Here is a 289-nt window from a genome sequence, read left to right on the forward strand (position 1 = left end):
CCCCTGCGCCCATATGGCGGGTCCGCGGCTCACCCGTCCGCTTCCGGTGTCACCACCAGCACCACATCCTTGAATCCCAGCGCTTCGGCCTCGGCGACCAGCGGCAGTACCCGGCGCAGTTCGGCCGCGCGGTGGGCGTTGATGCGCAGGCGCAGATCCGGGTCGTCCGCCAGCAGGGCGGAAAGGGCAGGGGAGAGGGCCTCGCGGGTGATTGCCTCGCCGTCCAGCGCCAGCGCGCCCTGGGCCGAGATGGCCAGTGTGATGCCGCCGGCGGGCATGTCGCGGCCGG

The 289-nt window shown here is 73.4% G+C and carries 1 protein-coding gene; it reads right to left on the bottom strand.

The genetic code is table 11. The features are described from left to right. Window positions 1-29: 29 nt before the first annotated feature. On the bottom strand, window positions 30-289 hold a 260-nt coding region (locus RA19_RS25440; RefSeq protein WP_039168791.1), incomplete at its 5' end, for an ExbD/TolR family protein.

Source organism: Leisingera sp. ANG-M1 (assembly GCF_000813745.1).
Classification (GTDB): domain Bacteria; phylum Pseudomonadota; class Alphaproteobacteria; order Rhodobacterales; family Rhodobacteraceae; genus Leisingera.